The 17,202-nt window shown below is 41.4% G+C and carries 21 protein-coding genes and 1 pseudogene; 3 read left to right on the top strand and 19 right to left on the bottom strand.

Features of this window, described 5'->3' with window-relative positions:
• Positions 1 to 123: 123 nt before the first annotated feature.
• From FYJ45_RS31585 to FYJ45_RS27095, 7 genes are all read right to left on the bottom strand, one after another.
• Positions 124 to 495, bottom strand: coding sequence for an Abi family protein (locus FYJ45_RS31585; protein WP_268890997.1), 372 nt, complete (start codon positions 493 to 495; stop codon positions 124 to 126).
• 2 nt (positions 496 to 497) lie between these two features.
• Positions 498 to 1,052: an Abi family protein gene (locus tag FYJ45_RS31580; protein ID WP_268890995.1), complete on the bottom strand. Its 555-nt coding sequence runs from the start codon at positions 1,050 to 1,052 to the stop codon at positions 498 to 500.
• A gap of 201 nt (positions 1,053 to 1,253) precedes the next feature.
• Positions 1,254 to 1,436, bottom strand: a complete 183-nt coding sequence (locus FYJ45_RS29940; protein WP_195842006.1) for a tyrosine-type recombinase/integrase — start codon at positions 1,434 to 1,436, stop codon at positions 1,254 to 1,256.
• A 192-nt stretch (positions 1,437 to 1,628) separates the two neighbouring features.
• Positions 1,629 to 2,309: an HD domain-containing protein gene (locus FYJ45_RS27110; protein ID WP_154468130.1), complete on the bottom strand. Its 681-nt coding sequence runs from the start codon at positions 2,307 to 2,309 to the stop codon at positions 1,629 to 1,631.
• A gap of 14 nt (positions 2,310 to 2,323) precedes the next feature.
• Entirely contained in the window at positions 2,324 to 2,770 is a 447-nt protein-coding gene (locus FYJ45_RS27105) for an NUDIX hydrolase (protein WP_154468129.1), read from the bottom strand.
• A gap of 124 nt (positions 2,771 to 2,894) precedes the next feature.
• Positions 2,895 to 3,269, bottom strand: a complete 375-nt coding sequence (locus FYJ45_RS27100; protein ID WP_154468128.1) for a TnpV protein — start codon at positions 3,267 to 3,269, stop codon at positions 2,895 to 2,897.
• A gap of 17 nt (positions 3,270 to 3,286) precedes the next feature.
• Positions 3,287 to 4,171: a MobA/MobL family protein gene (locus tag FYJ45_RS27095; RefSeq protein WP_235931036.1), complete on the bottom strand. Its 885-nt coding sequence runs from the start codon at positions 4,169 to 4,171 to the stop codon at positions 3,287 to 3,289.
• Between the two features lie 47 nt (positions 4,172 to 4,218).
• Here FYJ45_RS27095 and FYJ45_RS33460 point away from each other — a divergent pair, with 47 nt between their 5' ends.
• On the top strand, positions 4,219 to 4,428 hold the full coding sequence (locus FYJ45_RS33460; protein ID WP_330588844.1) for a hypothetical protein: 210 nt from the start codon (positions 4,219 to 4,221) through the stop codon (positions 4,426 to 4,428).
• A gap of 698 nt (positions 4,429 to 5,126) precedes the next feature.
• On the opposite strand, the gene FYJ45_RS27085 is transcribed toward FYJ45_RS33460, so the two are convergent.
• From FYJ45_RS27085 to FYJ45_RS27050, 8 genes are all read right to left on the bottom strand, one after another.
• Positions 5,127 to 5,912 (bottom strand): RloB family protein, encoded by a 786-nt coding sequence (locus FYJ45_RS27085; RefSeq protein WP_154468126.1) that lies wholly within the window; start codon positions 5,910 to 5,912, stop codon positions 5,127 to 5,129.
• Entirely contained in the window at positions 5,912 to 7,243 is a 1,332-nt protein-coding gene (locus tag FYJ45_RS27080) for an AAA family ATPase (RefSeq protein ID WP_154468125.1), read from the bottom strand. Before FYJ45_RS27080 ends, FYJ45_RS27085 begins: the two co-directional genes overlap by 1 nt.
• A gap of 16 nt (positions 7,244 to 7,259) precedes the next feature.
• Complete coding sequence (locus FYJ45_RS27075) at positions 7,260 to 7,817, bottom strand: ImmA/IrrE family metallo-endopeptidase (RefSeq protein ID WP_154468124.1); 558 nt, start codon at positions 7,815 to 7,817, stop codon at positions 7,260 to 7,262.
• Positions 7,817 to 9,295 (bottom strand): restriction endonuclease subunit S, encoded by a 1,479-nt coding sequence (locus tag FYJ45_RS27070; RefSeq protein WP_154468123.1) that lies wholly within the window; start codon positions 9,293 to 9,295, stop codon positions 7,817 to 7,819. Before FYJ45_RS27070 ends, FYJ45_RS27075 begins: the two co-directional genes overlap by 1 nt.
• Positions 9,292 to 10,713 carry a class I SAM-dependent DNA methyltransferase gene (locus FYJ45_RS27065; protein ID WP_154468122.1) on the bottom strand — a complete coding sequence of 474 codons (1,422 nt, stop codon included), beginning with the start codon at positions 10,711 to 10,713 and terminating at the stop codon, positions 9,292 to 9,294. The genes FYJ45_RS27070 and FYJ45_RS27065 overlap by 4 nt, the downstream gene beginning before the upstream one ends.
• Before the next feature lie 10 nt (positions 10,714 to 10,723).
• A complete protein-coding gene (gene hsdR / locus FYJ45_RS27060) occupies positions 10,724 to 13,105 on the bottom strand; it encodes an EcoAI/FtnUII family type I restriction enzme subunit R (protein WP_154468121.1) in 2,382 nt (793 codons plus the stop codon).
• Entirely contained in the window at positions 13,083 to 13,295 is a 213-nt protein-coding gene (locus tag FYJ45_RS27055; RefSeq protein ID WP_087413926.1) for a helix-turn-helix domain-containing protein, read from the bottom strand. Before FYJ45_RS27055 ends, hsdR begins: the two co-directional genes overlap by 23 nt.
• A 118-nt stretch (positions 13,296 to 13,413) precedes the next feature.
• Complete coding sequence (locus tag FYJ45_RS27050; RefSeq protein ID WP_154468120.1) at positions 13,414 to 13,890, bottom strand: hypothetical protein; 477 nt, start codon at positions 13,888 to 13,890, stop codon at positions 13,414 to 13,416.
• Positions 13,891 to 14,006: 116 nt separating this feature from the next.
• On the opposite strand from FYJ45_RS27050, the gene FYJ45_RS27045 reads away from it, so the two are divergent.
• Positions 14,007 to 14,312, top strand: coding sequence for a helix-turn-helix domain-containing protein (locus FYJ45_RS27045; protein ID WP_087340460.1), 306 nt, complete (start codon positions 14,007 to 14,009; stop codon positions 14,310 to 14,312).
• Between the two features lie 57 nt (positions 14,313 to 14,369).
• Here the strand turns inward: FYJ45_RS27045 and FYJ45_RS27040 are convergent, their stop codons facing one another.
• From FYJ45_RS27040 to FYJ45_RS32880, 4 genes and pseudogenes are all read right to left on the bottom strand, one after another.
• Positions 14,370 to 14,615: a DUF6061 family protein gene (locus tag FYJ45_RS27040; protein WP_154468119.1), complete on the bottom strand. Its 246-nt coding sequence runs from the start codon at positions 14,613 to 14,615 to the stop codon at positions 14,370 to 14,372.
• A 452-nt stretch (positions 14,616 to 15,067) separates the two neighbouring features.
• A complete protein-coding gene (locus FYJ45_RS27035) occupies positions 15,068 to 16,243 on the bottom strand; it encodes an AAA family ATPase (RefSeq protein WP_154468118.1) in 1,176 nt (391 codons plus the stop codon).
• Positions 16,233 to 16,568: a plasmid mobilization protein gene (locus tag FYJ45_RS27030; RefSeq protein ID WP_154468117.1), complete on the bottom strand. Its 336-nt coding sequence runs from the start codon at positions 16,566 to 16,568 to the stop codon at positions 16,233 to 16,235. Before FYJ45_RS27030 ends, FYJ45_RS27035 begins: the two co-directional genes overlap by 11 nt.
• Positions 16,569 to 16,570: 2 nt before the next feature.
• Positions 16,571 to 16,732: pseudogene (locus FYJ45_RS32880) on the bottom strand (site-specific integrase); the annotation flags it as partial.
• A gap of 269 nt (positions 16,733 to 17,001) precedes the next feature.
• On the opposite strand from FYJ45_RS32880, the gene FYJ45_RS33345 reads away from it, so the two are divergent.
• Entirely contained in the window at positions 17,002 to 17,094 is a 93-nt protein-coding gene (locus tag FYJ45_RS33345) for a ParA family protein (RefSeq protein ID WP_408609543.1), read from the top strand.
• Positions 17,095 to 17,202 lie beyond the last annotated feature (108 nt).

Below are 17,202 nucleotides of genomic sequence, written 5' to 3'. Positions count from 1 at the left end.
CGCCTGATGAACCATTAGCTTCTTGATCTAATTTCCTAACTCTATAACACTTCAAAAAGTTGCCTGCCTTAGACAGCTTATTCAAGTGCGTCCATTTATGGTTTTCCTCTACTTTCTTTCACACTAATCTTCCCAATCCCTCGGAAGGATATTCAAAAGATATACATCTATTGGTGTTTTCTTTACCAACTTCATTATATCATTTTTTAAGCGCTTTGTATCCTCTTTTGGCAACAATTTATTAAGTGCATACAATCTTGAAAACAGATCATTATCCTTGGTTAAAACAGATTGCTGATCCTGTGGATCCAAAAGAACTACGGATGAATTCATACCTACTACCATAGAATTATGCGCACAATAATTTCTAAGGTTACGCACTGCATCTAACCAAGTATCAACCAGTTCTGTATCCTTCTTTGTATATCTTCCTTTTCCAAACGAATATTCTAAAACTTTCTTTCTTAAATCGCCTCGAAGATAGCTATACATCATCGTTACTGTCCCCATCTCCATATATGAAAATGTAACCCATATTGGCAAATTGTGTGGTGTCGATTGCCGCCGCTTCTATATTCTTTTAACTCAGGGTACTTAACAATATATTTTCTTAGATCTGATTCTTTCTTAACGATATATGGAAAGAATCTATTATTGAAGCATCTAATATTATGTTTTCTTTTCTTTGCGTCTCTTTCAGCTCTTGATGGTGTGTAATACTGCTTATCAAGATAAAATGTACCATCATTAAGATTTATTGCACAGGCATTAGACAATGCACTCTTAAAATTCACCTCTACACGATTGCAATAATAGTTCAAAATTCTTCTAAGATTTACATCAAATGCATACAGTTGAAACAGATCATCTTGTTTTGACTTTCTTCCGACTGCACCTACCTGCGACAGTAAATACTTACCATACCTACTGGCACGAAAATATCCTGCATAAGCCAGGAATTCCTGAATCCTCTTTCGCTGTCGAAACAAAACATATTTTTTCATCATTACAACTTGTTGTTCAAGCGTAATTGGTGGCTCTATGCTTGCCATGGCTTCACTCCTTTGGGTAAAAAAAAAGAATGGATTTACCATTCTTAATCCCGCTAATGGGAAATTTGGATTAAGGCATTACCCACACCTCCCTACGGCCTATGAGTATACTACCACAATAGTTGATTTTTTTCAACCAGTTTTTCATGCAATTTGTTTTTCATGCAATTTTCGGTTCAAAAGAGAGAACGATTGCGCTTTTTATGCGCAGTCTATTTTAATTAATATGTTTCTATTATCAAAATATGGAAGTAAATTTATCTGAATCATGTATTCTTTCGAAAGCCATATATTCTCTTTCAGCTTTGGTCTTTGATCTTTCTCATAAAACTTAACGGAATCTCTTTTCCTTGTATCACACAACAAAAAGCAGCCCGAAACCATGCATTTCTGCAAGGTTTTGAACTGTGAATTGGCTTAAATTATAGTGTTAAAATAGTACTTGTGCACTACCTCAGGCTATTCAAACTCGACAATTACTAATCAATTTTGTTTAGTGATTATTTGTTGTCGTGTTTCTATTTCTTTTGATTATTTGATTTATCCATATTATCCTGCCTATACGGGCTAATGTTATCATTTTGTTATCGGCATTGATAACACTCGCTCTGTAACTGTGGATAATAGCAATATGCTCTGACTCAAATTATAAGCGATTTTGCTTAGAAAATCAACTTTAGTTTCCAAGAATATATCAGCTAAAACTTCCATAACTTTTTCAAATTTAGTTTTATAGTATTTTTTGCTTTCTGGAGATAATTTTTGAAAACTTCTTTTCAATTTTCCTTTCACAAATTCCTTACCATCTTCGATTCCCATTCCTCTTTGAACATAAGCCAAATACAATAAACTGGGCACACTATCAAAATGAGAAATCGCATCAGCATCAGCAACACACAACTCTTCAATACTATTTTTTCTCAAATTCACACTCCCTCTGTGACTTTTAATACATTCTTGTACCATAATAATCTTTTTCTCATCATAATTATATTCTTTTAAAATATCGTATGCCATTTTTGCACCATATACATGATGAAGTTCATATAAACTATAATCAGTAATAGAGGCAACGTCATGTAACCATCCTGCAATCATAACAACTTCTTTATCTGCTTTATATTTATCAGCTAAAATCTCTGCGTTTTTTACCACCGCTACAATATGATAATAGCATCCCATACCAAATTTATTTGTTTCTTTTTGACATCTTTCATAAATTTCTTTTTGTAAACTCTTCAAAATATCTTCTCTCATAATTGCCCTTACCTTTATAAAAATCCTCTATTTTTCGCTTCTTCGATCAATTTAGGTTGAATACATGGGTATGTCCAATTATCAACTAAATTGTCTACAATTACAATTCGTTCTATCACACTATGTATTTCCTCAAAACTAAATATATTTGCTATAAATAGCATTCCAAATGTTTCTGTATGAATATTTTCATTCACTCTGGTTTTACCCTTGACAGAATATATACAAATTGGTTCAATTATAAAATCTATTGCTCCGGTTTCTTCCCTTAATTCACGTCTTGCAGTTTCTAAAATTGTTTCTCCATTTTCTCTATGCCCGCCTGGAACTTCAAGTGTATCTCTTTCTTTATGCTTACAAAATACCCATTTCCCATTTGTTTTAGAAATAATAACAGCAAATTTCAACATTTTTTCATCTATATTATCATAAAAATTAACTTCTACTATAAAATCCTCCATACCAATAAAATCTATACTTTATTTCAAACTGTTTTCTCTTTACTATAATTATACAACTTCCAAATTTCATCGTAAAGTGAAAAGCAAGCCATTTTCAGACTTGCTTTCCACCATATCACTTTCTTTATTGATAAATCATTTCTTTATCCACAATCTCCCTTGCACACACTTGTATATTGTTCATTCTCGCTACCCATTCCATCTGAATTTCTGCCTTTAACTGTTCTGTAATCCCCTGTACCTGTTTCATCTGCTCTACAATCCTTTCAAAGCGTTCCTGTGCCTGTTCTTCTATATCCGCAAGATAACTATCCAGCCTGCCACTTGTAAGCAAAGTAATATAAACCGCTCTCTTATGTTCTTTCAAATAGCGTTTATGTCGTTGTCCCCATACGCCGATAAATCTCTGTTCTTCCGCCGACAAGGTAAGACAGGGGATAAGATAACCCCCGTATCTGATATAAGTGCCACCCATTTCTTCAAAAATTGTTTTCTTCATAATCATTTCCACCTTTCTTATCGTTCTCTATCCATAGATTTCTTCTTGACTGACCGTTTTGGCTGCTGTCTGCCTTCCTGCTGATAGCGGTGTAGCTTTTCCAGTACGCTCGCTTTTTTCGGCTGTTCTAACGGTTTCTCTTTCTTCTGTTCCGTCTGATTTTTCCATACCCTTAGTTCTTCATTGTATTCTATAATCAGTTCTTCTGCCTTATTATAGACCTTCTGAAAAGCTTGCACATTGGGATAACCTTCCCGTTTTACTATCTGCTCCATACTCCTGTGCAGACGTTTTTCCAAATCCTCTAACAGTGCAATTCTCCCTTCCAGAGATTTTCGCTCTTTGCCTTTAAATAATCCTCGTAACTCTGACAGTTGCTTTTTCAAAGAAGAAACATCCTGCTGTGTGCATTTTATCTCCCTTGACTGCCCCTGCAATTCATACATGACCTTCTGCATATCTTTCCACTCTTGCAAATCAATCTTTGGTACAGGTTTAGGCGGTAGCTTAAATTTGAAAATTACTTCCTGTAAAAAGTCTTTCGCACCTCGGATAATCTGACGGAACATATCCGGCAGCCAACCGTGTGTCCTGATAGATTGTAGCGTTTTGTCTGTGATTTTTTCCTGCTTAATCTTCAAAATATCTTCTTCGGGAACACCCTCGACTAATGCCACATCAACTGTACGATTCCATTCCTGCCTTGCCGCATTGTCTGACTTTATCTTCTCTGCTTTCGGATTATTCTTTCCGATTTTCTTCGTTGCCAGATAAACGCCGCCCTGCTGGAATACAGAAAGTTTTTCTGATTCTTCTTTTACATAGCAGTTAATTGTATCAGTAAACAACTCTTTAACTTCTTTGGTAAAGGCTTTGTTCTTAAACCATTCATCCTTTTTCATGAAGATATGGCTTTCATAAACTTCCCCTTTGGGGATAACTGGCAGGTGTGGAATTGACAAAAGCAGAGGAGAAAACTTTGATATGGCTTGCCGGATGGGAAGAAAATACTGTAGATCATCTGTTGTCAGTCATAGAAAAAACAGCCCGGATACGGGCCTATCCGAAGTTCGATACCACACAGAGATGGGCGGAAGTACCCTCACAGGAACTTAGTGACGCTCTAATTGAAGCATTCAAGGATAAACTCATTGATTAGCGTAAGGAGGATACAACATTGATTTCTAATCACGATTAAGAAATAATTAATGAAATCACCGATTTCAACACACTGACTTTAGTAACTGCTGCATACACCTTATATGAAAAACTCTCCACAAAGAAACCTATATCAAAACGAGAATTTTACAAAGAATTTGGCGATAACTTTCAGAGTTTTAAAAAAATTCTTTCCGAAGATATCGACTAAAAATAAGCACAATAAAAAGCCCTTAGCCATGAGTTTCATACCCACAGCTAAGGGCTTTCTAATATGGATTTATTTGTTGCACAACCGCCTGTTAATCATCCTCTAACCATAAAACCACTGGATTACAAGAATAATGGTTCTTATACAACTGTTATCAATTTGTTATCAAAAGACTTCTTGAAGTGCTGAAACCCCGCATAAACACTGGGTTTTTCAGGTATCTTTCATTATTCAAACTCGCTCCTGTTAGATGTTTTCTAAACAGATTTGCTTATGAGATTTAGTTCAGGGTATCGGCATTATTTTCATTATTCAGATAGTAGGGGCTATCTGATTTTTTGTTGCCATAGTGTTGCCAGCAGAAAGTACCGGTCCCCTATGTATTGAATGATTATACCACATAAAAAATCACCTGGTAAAGTGAAATCCATTTATCTATATGATAAAGAATGGGTAGACTCAATATTTTATCTGCCTACATCTTTTACCTAGATTTCTTCTGGTAGCATTTCAAATATTTTTTTCAAAAGTAGATATACCGTAGTGGCAAAATACCGTGGACACATATCTGTCTTATCCACATGTAACTCTTCAGCTCGATGAACTGCCGTTTTAATTTTTTCATCGTTATAGTTTGAAGAGTTGATATGCTTCTTGTCCTTTAAAGGTGCGCCAAGTTCTGACAGTCTTGTACGGAAGTGACTTGTTTTTTCATAAGAATGGCTATCAGATACAGCAAAACTTTTATCTTCTTCAGAAGGCTGGTCGTGATGCAATAGCAGCCATATCTCAAAAAAAGGATTGCTTACTGCATAGTGATATCCTTTTTCGTCACATGCCGCTATTGCATCATCCCACTCATCTTTATATGTCTTAGCATTTTGGGGATCAATAACCTGACTTGACCAATTCTGATCCACATCTGTTAAAATCCAAAATTCATCTTCCGGATACTCTTCAAACTGATAAATATCGTCTTTTTCAGCTTTAAATTGATCAATTCGTTCGACCAAATGTTTCGGACGCACTTTGCTGAGCATCCTCACTTGTTCTTGTGTTCTACATTTAGGAGCAGTAAAAACAGCATCTTCCGCAATAGAAATAAACTGAATCTTGCTTTTTATCCCGCTATAAATGTCTGAAATCAAACCAAAGTATTCTTCCTCTGTCACACTTCCTTCACATGAAAGAAAAATAATTTTACTGGTTTTCGGTCTAACCACACGGTAAGGATTTTGCGGGGTAAAAGGTACTCTACTTTTAAGAAGCGGCATTAGTACATCCCCCTTATCATTGGAACAGCACCAAACCTACCGCTCAAATAAGCTTTTAAAGTGTCTTGACCTTCTTTGACTTCAAAATCAGAAAATGGCTTTAAAGTAGATTCGCCCATTTGAGTTTTTTCAATAAACCAGATCTCATCTTGGCGGAAGTTATCTAGATTTATTAAGTTCACATCATGTGCGGTAAAAATAATCTGGTTGCTTCCTTCTTGTGCTCTACAGGCAAATTCATCAAGCAAAAACAGAGAGAGCTTTGTGTGCAAACTCCTATCAATCTCATCAACAAAGTAAATAGTTGGATTCTTACCAATGGTGAATAGCATTGGAAGTAAATCAACCAAACGCTGTGTACCATCAGATTCTTCGTCTATATTAAACTGAACTCTTTTGCTATTTAGCCGATGGTTAAACTTAAGCTGAACCAAAATAGTCTTTTTCTTTTTGTTTTCTGCAAAAATAAAGTATCTTCCAGCCAAATTTACGATTCCATTTTTAATTTCTTCAATATCATCAACGATTTCTTTGGGCAAATCCAACTTCTGCGCAAATTCATGGAAATCAATCTCGTCACTTGCCACAGAAATCTCATAGACGCCCGTATCCATCTTATTGAGCATTCTTGCGATATAATTGCGTAGGTCTTCATCTGCTTTCATGCGAATGGGAAGTGCTTGGACTGTGGTTTCAGGGAAAATAACTTGCAGATTTTTAAACCATCGGACAATTCTTTCTGCCTTTTTGATTCCATTATCATACAGCTTGTATAGGAAAAGCTGATTTTTCTGACTCTCTTGAATGCTCTCTTTGAGGACATCAGCCAACATTCTATCCTTGGATTTATTGCGCGCGAATCTTGATTCAATTTCTATCTCTGTTTTGCCATTCTCATCTGTAACACGAGTAAATAACGGCTCAAGATCTTTTTCAGTCAGCTGCATCAGCCATTCTTCATGCACTTGGCGCCGATCCAAAGAAAAACCATACTCATAAACTTCGCCTTCAATGTAAAACATGAACTGGAAAGAAGAGATTCCCTCAAGATCTTCAAAATCACCTCTAAACTGGTTGACACCCGTTCCTTTTCCGCTTTTCTGTCCATCAACGATATAATCCCGGGCAAAATCAATCGATTCGATAAAGGAAGATTTGCCCGATGCATTGGGGCCAAAAAAGCCACCACGCCGCAACACCTTCCATTCACCGGCTTTTGTTGTGATTGTTTTCAAAAAGCGCTCATCGGTGCTTTCTTCCGTTGGGAACATGCTAAACTCTACGGGATGCCCAATGGATTTAAAATTGCTTACAATGTACCGTAAAAACACTCTCACCCCTCCTTTTCTAACCTAGCTTTAATTCGTCTAAGCGATATCCCATCGCTTCCATTGATACTTGAAAGTAGTCACTCAGATATCGCTGCAATTGATGCTGCTGTTCCAGCTGCTGATCTTCCAGAAACAGCGTTGTCTGCTTCGGGCAATCATCAAAAAACTCTATCCGCTTTCGTTTGACCAGATTTTCCGGCATCAGGAAGCAGGCGGCAAAATAGTCTGCTTCTTTTTCCTGTTCCGGCTTATTTTTCCCAAACACGCTATCGCTATCACAGATAATAGCGCCGTTTTGTAATGGGTGGCCTAAGTAATGATGGCCCAACTCATGGGCAATGGTAAAGTGTTTGCGGGATGTTCGAAGATTGGCGTTGACAAAGATAATTTTTGCCTGCTTCACCACCATATATACGCCGCAGAACTCTTCATCATCCTCGTCTCGTTCCTCGAATATGATCCCCCGCTGTTTCATTATAGCAGGAATCAACTCTATTGGTGGACGATGCAAGACATTTTGCTCCAGAATTCCATCGACTAAATTCCTGATTTGTCGTTTGCGTCTCCAGTCCATCAGCTTTCCTCGCCAACAATCTCCAGGGCTCGTTTGCAAAGATGCTCCCAGGTGTCCTCCCGAATCTTACCGCGAGCAGCTGCCAACAACTCAGTTTTGGGTACTGTCTGATCCGGACGAAATTCGATAACCTGTGCAGGCTTTGCAGTTTCTTGTACGCTAAACGTTTCTTGTAAGACCGACTCCATAAGTTGAGAAGCATATTTTCTTGCTTGCAACAATTCTTGCTTCATTTTTTGATTTAACGCAAGCAATTCGTGTATTTTCTTTACAATTTGTTTTTGTTCATTTATAGGTGGAAGCGCGACAGGTATTTCGCTTACCACGCTTTGCGTAATTTTTTTCATACTATTTGAAGTTCCAGTTGCGTGGCCTTTAAAATATTGTCTGGCAAAAGGACTCTTTAAATAATACACAATGTAGTGCAGATCTGCTTCATTGGACACATTTGCTTTCATCATAAGATCAGGGTAAATGTATCCTGTTATCATTTCATCACACAAACATACGGTTCCGACATAATCCAAAGAATTACTCCTTTGAATTAACACATCTCCTTGTTTAATCCATAAAAAAGATGATTCGCTAATTGTATCTTCAATATATTTGTAATGATGAAGGTCTAGTGTTCCAGAGGTCGTAGCAGTTAATGTCAAAACTCGTGTGTTTGTCTCTCGTTCAACCTTAGGAGGAGAGTAGCCATTTCGAGGTGCTTCATATAGTATTTCTCCAAGTCTACACCACTCCCAACCTTTCGGAAGTTCAAAAGGTTTCTCCTCTTCGCTGATGGGAGGTAGTAGTTTTTGCTTTTTGATTTTTTTCTCGGCAATTAAACGCTCTTTTTCAGCTTTAATTTTTTCAAGCAACACGCTGGCTGGCTCATCATTGGGACCCTGCTCACAGAGCCTACCTTCTACCGCTTGCTGCAAGATAGATTGACGAAGGATTTCGATCTTATCGTCAGACAAGTTTTTATACAGTTCACAGAGCAATTCATCGAGGTTTTTAATTTTTATCAGAAGCTTATTTTGCTGCTCCAAGGTAATATCGGGAAAATCAATCTTTTTCAGATCGGAAAATCGCAATGCAGAACGCACACCGCCACGATCCCCATACCATTTGATTAAATTGATTCCCAACGAGCTTTTTAAGTAATACAGCAAAAACTCATTGCTGATCTGTCCGTTGGTTTCAAACACAACATAGGCAGGACTTACAGCCCCAAAAGTACCTGGTAAAGATAAACCAATGGAACCGACATTTACTCGATACGGATTATACGCGAACTGATTTTCTCTTAAAACGGTATAGTTGCCCAAATCATCACTTGCTTTGTTATTTGTAACAGTAATACCGTCTGTGTTTGTCACTCCATAAACAGTAAAATCATCTTGAGAAACGCCTGAGCTTTTTACTTTTTCTTTTACTTCACGAATAAAGTTCCCCAATTTCACCGTTGGAAAAGATAGCTTTTTCATTTTAACAACTCCTCTATTTCCAACAGAATTTGTCTGCTTCTGGTAAGACAATCAGATACTTTGCTAATTACCTCTTCAGGAGAAGGGATACTTTGCTCTAACTGCGTTGAAGGATTTTTGAAGTCAAGATTATACCCTCGAGCCTTAACCTCATCGATACTAACTTTCCATGCACAGTCTGTTTCTTTTCGGGCATTCCACCATGCTTTTTCCGCTTCAAACTCTTCTAACTTAATTGGCTTCGTCTTTGTGTAGTTCTTATACCCTTCCGGGAGCTGGTGTTCATAAAACCAGATTTCTTGAGTTGTTCCACGCTCCAGGAAGAGCAAGTTTGTGTTAATGCCGGTATAGGGAGCAAAAACTCCATTGGGAAGCTGGACAATCGTATGAAGGTTAAACTCGCTCAGCAATTTTTCTTTAATGGCGGTTTTGACACCTTCACCGAATAAAAAGCCGTCTGGAAGAACAATTGCCGCTCTGCCGGTCTGCTTCAATTTGTACATCAGCAGTACCAAGAACAAATCTGCGGTTTCCTTTGTCTTATAGTTTGCAGGGAAATTGTCCTCAATTCCATCCTCTTCGATGCCGCCAAAAGGAGGATTGGTCAAGATAATGTCAACCTTGTCTTTGGGCTTAATATCTTTGACCGGATAACCTAACGAGTTATCATGCTTAATTTGCGGATTGTCAATGTTGTGCAGAATCAAATTTGTGGTGCAGAGCATATGGGGGAGAGGTTTTTTCTCTACACCTAAAATAGAGTTCTGGAGCTGTGCTTCATCATCAATGTTACAGACCTGTTTGCGCAAATGCTCCAGCGCACAGACGAGGAAACCGCCAGTGCCGCAGGCAAAATCCAGCACTTGCTCGCCAAGCTGAGGATTGACCATATCTACCATAAACTGCGTAACGGGACGAGGTGTATAGTATTCGCCGGAATTTCCGGCACTCTGCAAGTCCTTTAGAATATTCTCGTAAATATCGTTGAATAAATGGCGGTCTGAAGCCCTATCAAAATCGATCTCGTTGAGTTTATTGATGACGCTGCGCATTAGAGTTCCGGACTTCATGTAGTTATAGCTATCCTCAAACAGGGACTTCACTAAGACCGCTTTCGGATCACTGGCCTCTGTCAACTGCCAATCTTTAAATGTCTTGAACAGCGTATTGTTTACAAAGTCGATCAGTTCATCGCCGGTAATACCTTCGTCATCTTCAGCCCAATCAGACCAGCGCAAGCCGTCAGGGATAATATAGGTGTAGTCATCCGATAATGCGTCCCACTCCTTTTCCTTGGAGTCAAACACCTTCAGGAACAACATCCACACAAGCTGTGATATTCTCTGTGCGTCACCATCTACACCGGCATCCTGCCGCATGATATCCTGCACTGATTTGATTGTAGCCGATATGCTCATAATGATTCTCCTATGCTACATACAGCTGGTTTTCCAGTTCTGCAATAGCTTCCATAAATTTTTTCTTGTTGCCAAAGCACTTCAGTATTTCGACCGGCGTGCCAAATTGGGCGACATCGGGTACTTTTAAAACCTCCATGCTTTCGAGATTGGCCAGTCCTTCGTCTGCATATTTGTCCAGCAACGCTTCTAAGACCTGTTTTGCAACCTCGTTGTATTTTCCAAAATAACCGCGCTTTTTCACATTGTTGGCCCGCTCTTTTCGTGTCAGCGGCGGCATATCAAAGGCAATGTGGCAAATAAGATCAAAGGGATCCAAATCCTTAGAGATTTCTTCCCGTAGTTCTTCAAAGAAGATACCCTTTTGCTCCAGTTCCTCAACAATGGCCGTTTTCTTCTGCGCACTGTTCCACCGCTGTAAAAACTCGTCCAGTGTGGCATACTCCTTGCGGATATTCTTTCTGGTGTAATCTACAAGGCTTTCAGTAATTAACTTGCCGTCTGCGTCCAAATATTGTACCCGTTCATTGATAATGGACACAGGCACATCATTAACATAATATTTCACCCGTTTGGGTGTATCATCATCCGGATCGAAGGTAACATCTGGCGGGACCTCCTGTTCATCTTCCTTGGGTACCTCATCCTGTGGAATATCCTCGGTTGGTGTATCTTCCGTTTCTTCCGTAGGAATGTCACCATCGGTTTCTTTGACTTTCACCGGATCGCCGTCAAAATCCTTATCAGCAAATAACTTGGTCACATTACGGAAGTCAATAATAGTGAAATAAAGCTTGTCATGCTCTTCGTTGATTCTTGTTCCGCGACCAATAATCTGTTTGAATTCCGTCATGCTGTTGATATTGCTATCCAGAACAATGAACTTTACGGTATCTGCATCTACACCTGTTGTCAGTAATTTGCTTGTAGTCACCAATACAGGATATGCTTCATCTGCGGTCATAAAGTTTTCCAGCTCTTTGACACCTTCGCTGCCACTGGTCATCTGCACTACATACTTGGGATTTTGCCTTACCAGGTCTCCATTTTCGTTTCTAAGGGCCTGGGCCATACGGGCAGCATGGTCGATATCTACACAGAAAAAGATCGTCTTAGCGAAACGAGAATTGTTTTTCTTCAAGAAGTCAGATACTCGTTTCGCCACAAGTTCTGTGCGCTTTTCGAGAACCAGATTTTTGTCATAATCCTTGATGTTATATTCTCGATCTTCAATCTCAATCCCATACTTGTCCCTTTTACCTTTTGTGGGACGATAACCTTCCAAATCCTTATCAATTCCCACACGGACAACTTTATATGGTGCAAGGAAACCATCTTCAATACCCTGACGCAGAGTATAGGTATAGATCGGTTCTCCGAAATACTCAATATTGGAGGTGTCCTTCGTCTCTTTGGGGGTGGCCGTCATACCAATCTGCGTAGCGTTCTTAAAGTATTCCAGAATTTTTCTCCAAGCAGAATCGTCTTTTGCGCTGCCGCGATGGCATTCGTCTACGATAATCAGATCAAAAAAGTCTGGAGAAAACTCTTTATATGTATCAGCAAAGCCTACTTGCCCTGTTACCCCCTGATAAATTGCAAAATAGACCTCATAAGCCTTGTCCACTTTCTTGTCGCGGATCTTAGTCATTTTCCGATTATTGCTATCAGCGTTAAAGAACTTAAAATCTTTACGCATGGGGTCATCCACAAGTACATTCCGATCCGCCAAAAATAAAATTCGTTTTTTCGTCCGAGATTTCCAAAGTCTATAAATAATCTGAAACGCTGTATAGGTCTTACCAGTACCAGTTGCCATCGTCAGCAACAACCTATTTTGCCCACTGGCAACCGCTTCAACGACCCGGTTAATCGCGTTACATTGATAGTATCGGGGTTTTCTATCGTCATTGGGATTGTAGTAATAATCCTGCGCTACAACTTTTTCACTTGCCTCTGTGATACCCTTGAATTTCTTGTAACGAGCCCACAAGTCTTCCGGCGAAGGGAACTGATCTAAGGCCAATTCTATCTGAACATTATGCTCAGCCGTCTTGCCATAAAAAGAAAATCCATCGCCGTTAGATGTAAACACAAAGGGGATATCTAAAATCTCGGCATAGTTTAGAGCCTGCTCCATGCCATCCGCAATATTGTGGTTATTGTCTTTTGCCTCCACGATTGCCAGTGGGATGTTTGGTTTCCAATACAAAATATAATCTGCGCGTTTTTGCTCTCCACGCTTCACAATTTTTCTGCGTACTGTAATCTTGCCTTTTGTGAAGGAAACTTCCTCCCTGATCTGCAAGTCGCGATCCCAGCCGGCAGCCAGAATTGCAGGGGTAATATACTTTGTTCTAATGTCCTGTTCAGACATCTGTTTTTTGTTCATGTTCACCCCTCGCTTTCCTCGCTGCAATCGTCCTTCCATCCAGAGGTTTTTCGGCATCTACTGGAATCAACCATAGGTTGCCTTTTTTCACTGCACCTTTAATCTTTCCGTTGTTGCAATACACTGTTACCATGCGGCCAGATATATTCCACTTTTCTCCAGCTTCTTTCACAGTCAGATAGTCAAGCACAGCGATCCCTCCTACTTACAACAATCCAATTCTATTATATTGCAAGAAGTCGAAATTTACAATCCCTTTTCGTATTACAACTAACCTCTGAGGAATAAATTTGCGACTTTAATTGTTATCAATTTTTTGCTGGAAGAAAATTATGTTGTAATACCGAAACGGCTATTTTGCCTTTCCGTTCTCTCCTTTGAGCATACTCCAGTAACTCCCGCGCATTGCTGGTGGGGTGCCAGACATAGGCGATGAGGTAGTCTACATGATCCACAACATAGCGGTTTGCTCTCACGATTGCAACCTTGTGCGGAACGCTTTCCATCCCTGGCGGATAGAATGTTCCGTCAAATCCTTCTAGCATTGGAATGGGCCTCTCTGCTGGATGGTATGGCAGCAGCAAAGTGAGTCTCACCTCTGGGTAGAAACGCTTTGCTTCTTTGACTGCCGACGCTGCAAGAGGGTCAAAGCCTCCGTAGTGACCGGCGATAAATTCTGTGACACCATATTCAACAATGTTCTGCTCCACAGCTGCATACAATGCCGGATAAATTTCTTCCGAAGCCTCCCTGTGGCCGATGAAAAAACAGCTTTTTCCGCCCAAAGTTCTCCCTCCTTTGTAGTTATATATATCGTTAAAATTATACGATATAAATGATTAAATCGCAACGATTTATCAGAGTATAATTTACGAAAAACACAAGCAAAGGAGTGATGCAGGTGAAGGATATTCTCTCGGTCATAACCGCGTATCGGGAGGAACGGGGCTGGACAGAGTATCAGCTTGCAGAACGCTCCGGTTTGCCGCAATCTACGATCTCCTCATGGTATCGCAAGAACATGGTTCCGACTATTCCATCCTTGGAGAAAATCTGTACAGCTTTTGGCATTACACTGTCTCAGCTATTTGCCGAAGAAGATGCACCTGTTTCCTTGACTGAGGCGCAGAAAAAGCTTCTGGAACGCTGGTCAAGGCTAAGTGAAGAACAGCAGGCCGTTGTATTTGCTTTGATTGATAAGATGTAAAAAATCCGTCAGAGGCGCACCCTTTAGAGTGCTGCTTCTGGCGGATTTTCTTTGCCATCAATCTAACGGAGTTTTCTTTGTTACTGCTTTTAGATATAATTCAGGGTCCCCATTCAAAATCAGTTCGGCATAGGACAGTGGATCGTTATAGATCAGCCAGTCCAGCTCCGACCGCTGGTACATACTGTTCGCTACCTCGTTCTCCACGGCGGTGCAGTCGATGGACAACATGGTTCCATCTTCCATGCACAGCTCCACGCAGGCAGTGTCCGGGTTGAACTCACAGGACAAAATCTTTCTCATACTCGTTACCTCCCAATACTTGAATTTCAGTTGATTTTCCGCAGCGGCACAAGGGCCGTTTCGGTTGTTTTAGATACAGGCAAGCAATGCATGTGGCTATCCACACACAAATCCGGCAAGCAATGCGAGTGTTAATACACACTCACATTTCCTGCCGTCTGCTTGTTGAGGGCAGCGTCCCCAAGCCCCTATTGAACACAGAATTTCATTCTGTGGCTGCGCGTTCTCCGAACGCTTTTTCGTCTGTACCCGGTGCCCCGTTTCGGAGCATAGGGGTGCGTGAATCGCTCACCCCTTTTGTTAATATGGTACGCCCTAAAATAGAACTTTCCTTGGAAGCTGGGGTGACAAAATACCACCCCGGCTTTTCCTTTCCGCGACGGTGGCGACGGTCGCAACGGTGCTGGGAGTACCCCTCAAAACACCGTCGCGACCGTTGCGAGCGTCGCGCTTTACTCGATTACTTCAAACGTAGGTGCTTCCACCACCATGTAAGTCAGCCGGATGCGCCGCCCAGCGTGTTTGGTTTTGTTCTCGTATTTTACCTGATGTTCTTCCAGCAAGCGGCTGGCATTCACATTCAGATGCTTCGTAAGCCGGTTCACCGCCATATCCGTTTGAATCGCCTGAGCCAGCTCTGTGGGACTGCCTTCCCATTCCCGGTTGTCAGTAGACACGATCTTCGCTACGGCTTCCAGTATCGGGTCTGGAGGCTGTTTCCAAAGCTCATTTTCTGCATGGTCGAGGTCCCATACCAGGCTCTCCTGATCCTTGCTCAAATACAGCCGCTGATCCGGCTGATCTCTGCCCACCACCTCCAGAGTGGCCTTGCTATCTGTCCGCTTTTCCTTCTGCATCAGGAGTGCCCCATCCGCACAGCCCAACAAGCCGGTGGTGCCCGAGATCATCTCAAAGCTGTCTCCCGCAGGCTGCTTTCTGGTGTGGTGAACGATCAGGACGCAGACGCCATATCGGTCAGCAAATTGTTTCAGCTTGCCGATCACCTCATAGTCGCTGGAGTAGCTGTAACTGTCACTCACCGCCTCACGGACTTTTTGCAGGGTATCCACGATAATCAGCTTGGTATCACTGTGTTCCTGGACGAACTTTTCCAGCTGTTCATCCAGGCCGCCGCCGATCATCTTAGAGTTGGTGGCGAAGTGGAGGGATCTTGTCCCCTCCACTCCAAACATACGGAACATCCGGCGCTGCAACCGACTCTCATCATCTTCTAGGGCAAGATAGAGCACAGTTCCCTGGTGAACTTTGTAGCCCCACAGGTCTTGCCCGGTGCTGACATGGTGGGCGATTTGCGCCACCAGAAAGGACTTGCCGATTTTAGGCGCTCCGGCAAGGATGTACGCTCCTGTATAGAGCAGGTTCTCAATCACTGCGGACTTGCCCTCGAACACATTGTCCATCAGCTCGTCCAGGGTCACAGTGTGCAGGTAAGCCGGGTCGCTCATGCGGCGCATTTTCCGGTAAAGTTCCTCCAAATCTCTCTCCGGGGAATTGCTTTTTTCGTCCGGGTCTGGTATAGTGGTCTTGGAATTTTGAGAGATTGACTGCCCATCATCTGCGCCAACAGATGAGCCATGGGCGGTCATTTTCTTTTTCTCATCGGTCATAGGCAAAGTCCTCCTGCATCCCGTTCATAATAGTAGCGATCATCTGGATGGTGTCCAGCAGCTCGTCGTTCACGCCCTGTCCAGCTTCAATCCTGCGCAGCTCGTCCAGTACAGCGGCCAGCTGGTTCCGCAGTGCTTTATAGACCCTGGGGTTGCCCTGGACCACCACATCCCGGCAGAGCAGCCGCCGGATGATGTAATCCTGTTTAGTCAAACCAGTGAGCTTCACCGCCGTCTCGATCTGGGTGTCCTCCTCCGGGGAGACCCGGAAAGCCACGGTCTTGTTCCTCCAACGTTTGTGCTTGTCCAAATTCTTTGCTGACATTTTTAATTGCTCCTTTCCATGTTCAATTTATCCGCCATTTCCGTTTGCTTGGACGGAAACAGGTGTGCGTAGTTATAGGTGATGTCGATGCTCTCATGGCCCACCCGGTCTGCGATGGCTGTGGCAGAGAATCCCATGTCAATCAGAAGCGAAACCGCACTGTGCCCTTACGGTATAATTACGACAAACCGGAAAAGCCCCGTAGAATCAAGGGTTTTGAGGTTTTCAGTCTGGTTTTTTCATCCTTTTCCAAACCGAAAAATCATACTGAAATAAGTCGAATTATAGGAGGTGTTTCATTAACGACAAATGAATAGCAGAAAGGAACTCAAAGCCTTTTGATTTCAAACACAGTAGAATATTGGATTTAGGCGAAGCCGTCACTTGTTTCAAGTGGCGGCTTTTGTCATTTCCAGGACTGCTGTGCAGGCACATGACAACACCAATCAGAAATGAGGTGAAGTCATTGAACACGCAAATCATCGCCATCACCAACCAGAAAGGCGGCGTTGGTTATGAAAAGTAAGTTATTATGCAAAGTGGAGCCCACACTTTGTTGATTATATAAAGTGTACGGGCTCTTTAGACTTTGCATAATTCGGAAGAACTCCTTACAGCGATTTCAACCAATCAA

The sequence above is a fragment of the Eisenbergiella porci genome, from assembly GCF_009696275.1.
Taxonomy (GTDB): domain Bacteria; phylum Bacillota; class Clostridia; order Lachnospirales; family Lachnospiraceae; genus Eisenbergiella; species Eisenbergiella porci.
Note: the sequence above shows the minus strand (reverse complement) of the source record. Positions and strands in the feature narration are given on the sequence as shown.

Coding starts and splice junctions, on each gene's coding strand:
- FYJ45_RS27085 (WP_154468126.1), bottom strand. CDS start 5,912: ATGCCGCTTCTTAAAAGTAGAGTACCTTTTACCCCGCAAAATCCTTAC.
- FYJ45_RS29940 (WP_195842006.1), bottom strand. CDS start 1,436: ATGGTTTCGGGCTGCTTTTTGTTGTGTGATACAAGGAAAAGAGATTCC.
- FYJ45_RS27075 (WP_154468124.1), bottom strand. CDS start 7,817: ATGGACTGGAGACGCAAACGACAAATCAGGAATTTAGTCGATGGAATT.
- FYJ45_RS27070 (WP_154468123.1), bottom strand. CDS start 9,295: ATGAAAAAGCTATCTTTTCCAACGGTGAAATTGGGGAACTTTATTCGT.
- FYJ45_RS31580 (WP_268890995.1), bottom strand. CDS start 1,052: ATGGCAAGCATAGAGCCACCAATTACGCTTGAACAACAAGTTGTAATG.
- FYJ45_RS27110 (WP_154468130.1), bottom strand. CDS start 2,309: ATGAGAGAAGATATTTTGAAGAGTTTACAAAAAGAAATTTATGAAAGA.
- hsdR (WP_154468121.1), bottom strand. CDS start 13,105: ATGAACAAAAAACAGATGTCTGAACAGGACATTAGAACAAAGTATATT.
- FYJ45_RS33345 (WP_408609543.1), top strand. CDS start 17,002: ATGACAACACCAATCAGAAATGAGGTGAAGTCATTGAACACGCAAATC.
- FYJ45_RS27035 (WP_154468118.1), bottom strand. CDS start 16,243: ATGACCGATGAGAAAAAGAAAATGACCGCCCATGGCTCATCTGTTGGC.
- FYJ45_RS27105 (WP_154468129.1), bottom strand. CDS start 2,770: ATGGAGGATTTTATAGTAGAAGTTAATTTTTATGATAATATAGATGAA.
- FYJ45_RS27040 (WP_154468119.1), bottom strand. CDS start 14,615: ATGAGAAAGATTTTGTCCTGTGAGTTCAACCCGGACACTGCCTGCGTG.
- FYJ45_RS27030 (WP_154468117.1), bottom strand. CDS start 16,568: ATGTCAGCAAAGAATTTGGACAAGCACAAACGTTGGAGGAACAAGACC.
- FYJ45_RS27065 (WP_154468122.1), bottom strand. CDS start 10,713: ATGAGCATATCGGCTACAATCAAATCAGTGCAGGATATCATGCGGCAG.
- FYJ45_RS31585 (WP_268890997.1), bottom strand. CDS start 495: ATGATGTATAGCTATCTTCGAGGCGATTTAAGAAAGAAAGTTTTAGAA.
- FYJ45_RS27100 (WP_154468128.1), bottom strand. CDS start 3,269: ATGAAGAAAACAATTTTTGAAGAAATGGGTGGCACTTATATCAGATAC.
- FYJ45_RS27095 (WP_235931036.1), bottom strand. CDS start 4,171: ATGAAAAAGGATGAATGGTTTAAGAACAAAGCCTTTACCAAAGAAGTT.